Consider the following 6,603-nt stretch of genomic DNA (forward strand, 5'->3'; position numbering starts at 1 on the left):
CCCTTTTTTTGTGATCAAAAAACACAAAAGTTACTTTGGTTAATGAACAATTACCGGTGTTATTCAAAAAAAACGAAAAATGACATAAAAAAAGAGGCTGCTGGATATTTACTATCGAGACAGCCTCATTTCCTGTGGTAAACGGGAAAATCCCGATTAATGAAGAGTTATCAGGAGCAAAGGCTGATCCGCTCCATAAATGTATAACTTCCTCAGCTTATTATGTAAAAGGAGCTGTAAAAAATACGGTACCCAATTACAAACAGTAAGATCGATTTCCGGGACAGCGTGAAGTTGAAATAAACCCCAATTTCACGCTGTTTGCATCCTCTACCACTTATCCCATATCTGTCGAATCAATGTTACCCCCGGTGGAAATAGCGGCCTGACTTGTATCTATTTGTGCCCCGTTAGAATCCTTTTTTTCAAACCAGGGATAAAAAGCCGGAATCAAAATCAATGTTAGCAGTGTGGATGAAATTAACCCACCGATTACAACGGTTGCCAGAGGTTTCTGTATCTCTGATCCGGCACCCGTGGCAAATAGCATCGGAATAAGACTTGTAATTGCTATCAATGCTGTCATTAATACAGGTCTCAAGCGTGACATGCTTCCTGTTTTGATTGCTTCATGAAGTTCCATCCCATTTTCCTTCAGATCAGCGATATATGACACAAGTACAACACCATTTAACACCGCAACTCCAAATAATACGATAAATCCAACCGATGCAGGAACTGATAAAAACTGCCCTGAAATGTACAATGAAAACACTCCTCCAATCAAAGCAAATGGAAGATTTGACATCACGAGCAACACCCGCCTGATTGATCTGAAAGTAACAAAAAGTAATAAAAATATTAAACCAACCGCCAAAGGCCCAATTATTGCCAGTTTTTTAGTTGCTCTCTGTTGGTTTTCAAATTGCCCACCCCATGAAAGATAATACCCGGAAGGCAGTTTGACACCTTCTTTCAGTTTCTCTTTCACCTCTGCAACAAAACCACCGATGTCTCTACCACTTATATTCAATTCAATCCCTATCCTTCTAATCCCATCCTGACGGCTAATCTGGACAGGACCTTCGACTATCTCTATTGTTGCGAGTTGTCGAAGAGGAAGGCGGTTTTCGGTTTTGGTTGGGACCATTATATTACCAATTGATTCAACTGAATTCCTGTACTTTTCAGGAAGCCTTAAGACGATATCAAAACTTCTGTTTTTTTCAAAAAAACGGGAGGCAGATTTTCCTGCAATCGCAATTTCAATAATATTTTGCACATCACTTATATTCAGCCCGTACCGTGCAATTTTACTCCTGTCAATTTTGATGGTTAGATAAGGTTGTCCGCCAACTTTTTCAGCCATAATATCTTCTGCTCCCTCAACAGAGGAGAGAATCCTGACGATTTCCCCCGCCTTGAGTTTAAGAGTATCCAAATCCTCACCAAAGAGCTTGATGATCAATTGTGACTTGGTGCCGGCAACTAACTCATCAATTCTGCACTGGATCGGCTGACTGAATCCAAATCCTATCCCGGGGATGGTTTCAAGTGATTCACGCATTCTGCCAAATAGCTCTTCTCGCGAAATATCTTCTCTCCACTCACTTCTCGGCTTTAGAATCCCAACCAATCCCGTCTTATCAACACCTCGGGTATCAAGAGCCGTACTTGTCTGCCCCGTTTTACTTACAATTGTTCCAAGTTCGGGAAATTCTTTAAGTTTTTTTGAAACAAGTTTGTTAATTTCCATGGCTTTATCGAGAGAGACACCCGGCAGCAACGCAACATCAGCATCAAATGCACCTTCGTCCATCACTGGGATGAACTCTGTTCCCAGCCTGGTAAAAGTAAAGATTGCAGCCGCCAAAAACAAAAAAGCAACACCCAGAATAATTGATTTTCTCCTCTGGGCAATCTCAAATATTTTCAGATAGTATCTCTGAGCATATTTCATTACAAAACTCTCTTTTTCCGGCTGCACTTTTAGAAAAAGTGAACATAGCACGGGAGTAATAAAGATTGAAATCAAGAGAGAGCAGATAATTGCCACTCCAACTGTTAGAGCCAATGGCGTAAACATCTTCCCTTCAATCCCCTCGAGAGTAAGAATCGGTATAAATGTGGTAGCGATGATTATTTCGCCGAGGATACTTGGTTTTCTCACTTCCAGGACACCCTTGAGTACTGTGGAAAGTTTTCCCGAATCACCACTTGATTCACTCAAATGCCTCTGAACATTCTCCATCTGAATGATCGCAGCATCTATAATAATCCCAATCGAAATTGCAAGTCCACCAAGAGACATTAAATTTGCACTTAAACCAACAATCTTCATCACAATAAATGTAGCACATAGAGTGAGAGGCAAGGCAATGAGAACTATTATACTCGCTCTGAAACTTCTGAGTAAAAGATAAAGTATCAGGAGGACAAGAATGGCTCCCTCCAATAATGCCTTGTTAACTGTATTCACACTGGCACTTACAATCTCTGACCTGTCATAATAGGGTACAATCTTTAATCCATCCGGCAGCACATTACCTGTATTGATTTCTTCCACTTTTGCTTTTACAGCCTCAACAACATCCTTACTGTTCTCACCTCTGAGCATCATTACAATTCCTCCAACCGCCTCCTGCTCACCGTTGATCATGGCAGCGCCGGTTCTTACAGCTTCTCCGATCCTGACATCGGCAACTTCTCGCAATAACACCGGAGTTCCGGCGGATGATTTAAGCACAATATCCCCTATGTCATCCAGGTTTTCAATCAATCCCACCCCTCGAACAATATATTGGTCGGAGTTTTTCTCGAGAATATTCCCGCCGACATTCTGATTGTTGTTCGTAACAGCGACAAAAACATCGTTTGCCGAGATATCGAACTTTACCAATTTTTCAGGACTTATATTCACCTGATACTGCTTAAAATATCCTCCAAATGAGTTTATCTCATTCACACCATTAATACTCTTAAGCAGAGGTGTGATTACCCATTCTTGCAGAGTACGCAATTCAGTCAGATATTTTATTTTTTCCAATGAATCTGCCGGGTATTTCCCATCAATTGTATATTGATAGATCTCACCCATTGCCGTGGCAACGGGCCCCAGTGCCATCTCCACACCCGTAGGCACCTGTTCTCTGGCTTCTGCAAGTCTCTCGAAAACAACCTGCCTTGCAAAATAGATATCAACATTATCTTTGAAGATTATAGTCACAATCGAGAGACCAAATTTGGTAACCGATCTTAATTGCTCAACATCGGGCAAACCCCGCATAGACATCTCAATGGGATAAGTAACATCCCTCTCTATTTCTATTGCTGACAAACCGTCTGCATGGCTAATTATTTCGACTTGATTGTTTGTTACATCAGGGAAAGCGTCTATTGGGAGATTGATATATGAGTATATCCCAATAACCGCAATTACGAGAGAAACAAATACCACCAAACCACGTTGATTAAGTATGAAGAGTACTATTTTTTCAAGCATTAGTGAGCATCCCCTTCAATTTCTTCCTTCTTAATCTCTGATTTTAGATAAAATGATCCTTTAGTAACCACTTTCTCGCCGGCCTTAAGTCCTTCAGTAATCTCAACCTTTTCATCCAAATGAAATCCGGTTTTTACAATTCGTTTCTCGAAAAGAGTGTCATTTACCTGAACAAAAACATACTCTTCCGACCCCTCTTTCACGAGTGCCTCAGCATCCAACATCAAGGTTTCAACCTCTTCTCCTATACGGATAGTCATCTCTCCAAACATTTCCGGTTTAAGTTTGCCTCCTCTGTTTGGAATCTCACCCCGAATGGTTATTGTGCGGGTTTTTTCATCAACCGTCTGACCGATATTTATAATATTGCCGGAAAATTCCTCATCACCATAAGCAAGGGTGACAAAGGTTAGTTTCCCTGTTTTTACTATTCTGTCAATATCTTTTTCATAAACCTGTCCGTCAACCCATACAGTACTTGTATTCATTATCCGCAAACCGTTGGAGGTTGACTCAACAAATTGACCGGTAACCAGGTTTCTCTCAACAACTGTTCCGTTGATTGGTGATTTTATATTTAGTAAACCCGAGGAATGAAGAGCATTCCCTTTGACGTCAAAAACATCCTCATCGATCAACCCAACTGAGTGTATCTTTTTATCTTCCGCATTAAAATCAGCGAGTGCTCTGTTATATTCTGCATTCACCTGATCCAGCATCTGCTGTGAACTGAACCCTTTTTCGAAAAGTTTTTTTTCTCTCTCAAGAGTCGATTTTGCAAAATCCAGATTTTCCTTGGCTTTTATCAGCCCAGCTTTTAGTGCCCCAACCTCCAGACTTTCAATAGAGAAAAGGATCTGCCCCTGTTTAACATTATCGCCAACATTTACATAAACCTTTTTTACCCTCCCCTGAACCAGTGATCCAATAAGGGCTTCAGAATTTTGGTTGGTCACTATTTTGGCGGGTATATCAAGGAAACCCCTGGCATTTGTCAGTTGAAGAGTTTCAACTTTCAAACCGATATCCTTTTGTGCAGTTTTGGTTAATTTTACTTCGGTGGCACCACCTTTTTCATCGTGATGTTCATCTTTTGTAACCTTCTTATCGTCTCCAGAGCAACCCGCCAGGATAAATGATAACAAAGTAATAATTGAGTATATTTTTAAAGAAGAATTCAATTTTGCTCCAAATTAAATAATCAGTGAAAGCCCCTCATCAGAAGAGCCAAAGGTCAGAATTGTATGTTTATTGTGGAGCGGCTAAATCAGAAGGGATCGATGAAGGATATAGACTGGTTCAGAACATAAATTGTAAGTTGAAGGATGATTTTGATAACGAACCGGGTGGATGATATCGCAAAATTCAGATGATAAATTTATATTCTCTGAGAGAAACTTGTTTATTTCAAGTTTGGGCTGTGGTACCTTAAAACTGACACCCGGGATATTGGTAGTCTGAACAATTTCACAATGGTCATGCTCAGAATGATCGCCGTGATCATAATTGAACAACCCAAGTTCTGAATGAACAAAGGAAAAAAGAAAAATCGCAACTATCACAGCCGGAATATAAGCAAATAACCGGCGGAATTTATAGAATATCATCAATCAAATATACAGTATTTAGTTTTAATCTCACAACCGTTAGCAGGGGCAAAAAAAAAGGCTGCCTCGTTATTGGGGCAGCCTTTTAAGTTCGGAGTTATTTCGAATAAATGTGATCTGATTTCGCGTTAACTTTGTTGTGCGGGCGGGAATCCCCCTTCCAACGGCCTCCATCAAGAATCACTCACAGGAAATTTGCCCTGCCTCAATACCTGTTCCCGGAAACTAATTTATACAATTGGTCTAACTGTTCAACTTCATCCGTTTCAAGCGAAATTTTAGTTGCTTCAATATTTTCATCCAGATATTTAATTCTTTTTGTGCCGGGGATTGGGAACATATCATCACCTTTGGATAAAACCCAGGCAAGCGCAATTTGTGAAGGAGTTACAGATTTTGATTTGGCTATTTCTTCAACTTTTTCCAAAATTTCCAAATTTTTGCTAAAATTCTCGGCACTAAATCTGGGATTATACCTTCTGAAATCACCTGCTTCAAAATCATCCGGTGATCTATAATTTCCTGATAAAAATCCTCTTCCTAACGGACTATAAGGAACCATGGCTATACCAAGCTCTCTGCATACCGGTATGACGGCTTCCAAATCGTTACTCCACAAAGAGTATTCCGTTTGAACCGCAGAAATTGGATGAATTTTATGAGCTCTTCTAATAATTTCCTCGGTTGCCTCAGAAAGTCCAAGAAATCTGACTTTGCCTTCATTTACCAATTCAGACATAGCGCCAACGGTATCTTCAATGGGTGTATTTGGGTCTACTCTATGTTGATAATACAAATCGATATGATCAATTCCCAATCTTTGTAAACTCTTTTCACACGCTTGTTTTACATATTCTGGTTTTCCATTAATACCCGGGAATGAACCTCCAGCTCCTCTCATAACGCCAAATTTTGTGGCTAATACAACTTCATCTCTTTTCCCCTTCAAGGCTTTTCCAACCAGGATTTCATTTTTTTCCGGGCCATACATATCTGCAGTGTCAAAAAAGTTAATCCCTTTGTCGATAGCGTGATGGATGACTGCTATTGATTCATTATCGTCGTAATTTCCATAAAATTCACTCATCCCCATACATCCAAGACCCAGTTGTGAGACTTGTAAATCGCTGTTACCAAATTTATGTTTTTTCATAATTTTCTCCGGTAAAAATTAAAACTTGAAGTTGTTAAATTAATTTTTTGATTATTTCAAATGATTTTCGTGAGGATGTAATCAAAAGGAAAATGAAAAATTGTTATTATAAAAGCCGGGATGGAAGAAGAAGAGCGGCAGAATCTGGATAATATTATCAACCAAATATACGGTATTAAGCTTAAATCACCCGACCTTTTAAAAGGATACAAAAAAAGAGGCTGTCTCAAAAGGGGCAGCCTTTTTTATTATATTCTCAGATTTAGCAAAAAGAGTCTTCGCCTCAAGTTGGTTCCAACTTATGATCTCCGTTTTATTTATTCCTCGCCTTACGTTAAATT

General features: G+C 39.6%; 3 protein-coding genes. All 3 read right to left on the reverse strand.

Translation table 11 applies throughout. From position 1 onward, the window contains the following. Nucleotides 1–337 precede the first annotated feature (337 nt). Nucleotides 338–3,502 (reverse strand): CusA/CzcA family heavy metal efflux RND transporter, encoded by a 3,165-nt coding sequence (locus LCH52_16795; protein MCA0390149.1) that lies wholly within the window; start codon nt 3,500–3,502, stop codon nt 338–340. Further along, nucleotides 3,502–4,683 carry an efflux RND transporter periplasmic adaptor subunit gene (locus LCH52_16800; GenBank protein ID MCA0390150.1) on the reverse strand — a complete coding sequence of 394 codons (1,182 nt, stop codon included), beginning with the start codon at nt 4,681–4,683 and terminating at the stop codon, nt 3,502–3,504. The genes LCH52_16795 and LCH52_16800 overlap by 1 nt, the downstream gene beginning before the upstream one ends. Before the next feature lie 631 nt (nt 4,684–5,314). Beyond that, entirely contained in the window at nt 5,315–6,262 is a 948-nt protein-coding gene (locus LCH52_16805; GenBank protein MCA0390151.1) for an aldo/keto reductase, read from the reverse strand. Between the last annotated feature and the right edge of the window lie 341 nt (nt 6,263–6,603).

The organism is Bacteroidota bacterium, assembly GCA_020161395.1.
Lineage (GTDB): Bacteria > Bacteroidota > Ignavibacteria > Ignavibacteriales > Ignavibacteriaceae > UTCHB3.

Excerpts from the sequence above, each read along its gene's own strand:
- LCH52_16795 (MCA0390149.1), bottom strand. The coding sequence starts at position 3,502 with ATGCTTGAAAAAATAGTACTCTTCATACTTAATCAACGTGGTTTGGTG.
- LCH52_16805 (MCA0390151.1), bottom strand. The coding sequence starts at position 6,262 with ATGAAAAAACATAAATTTGGTAACAGCGATTTACAAGTCTCACAACTG.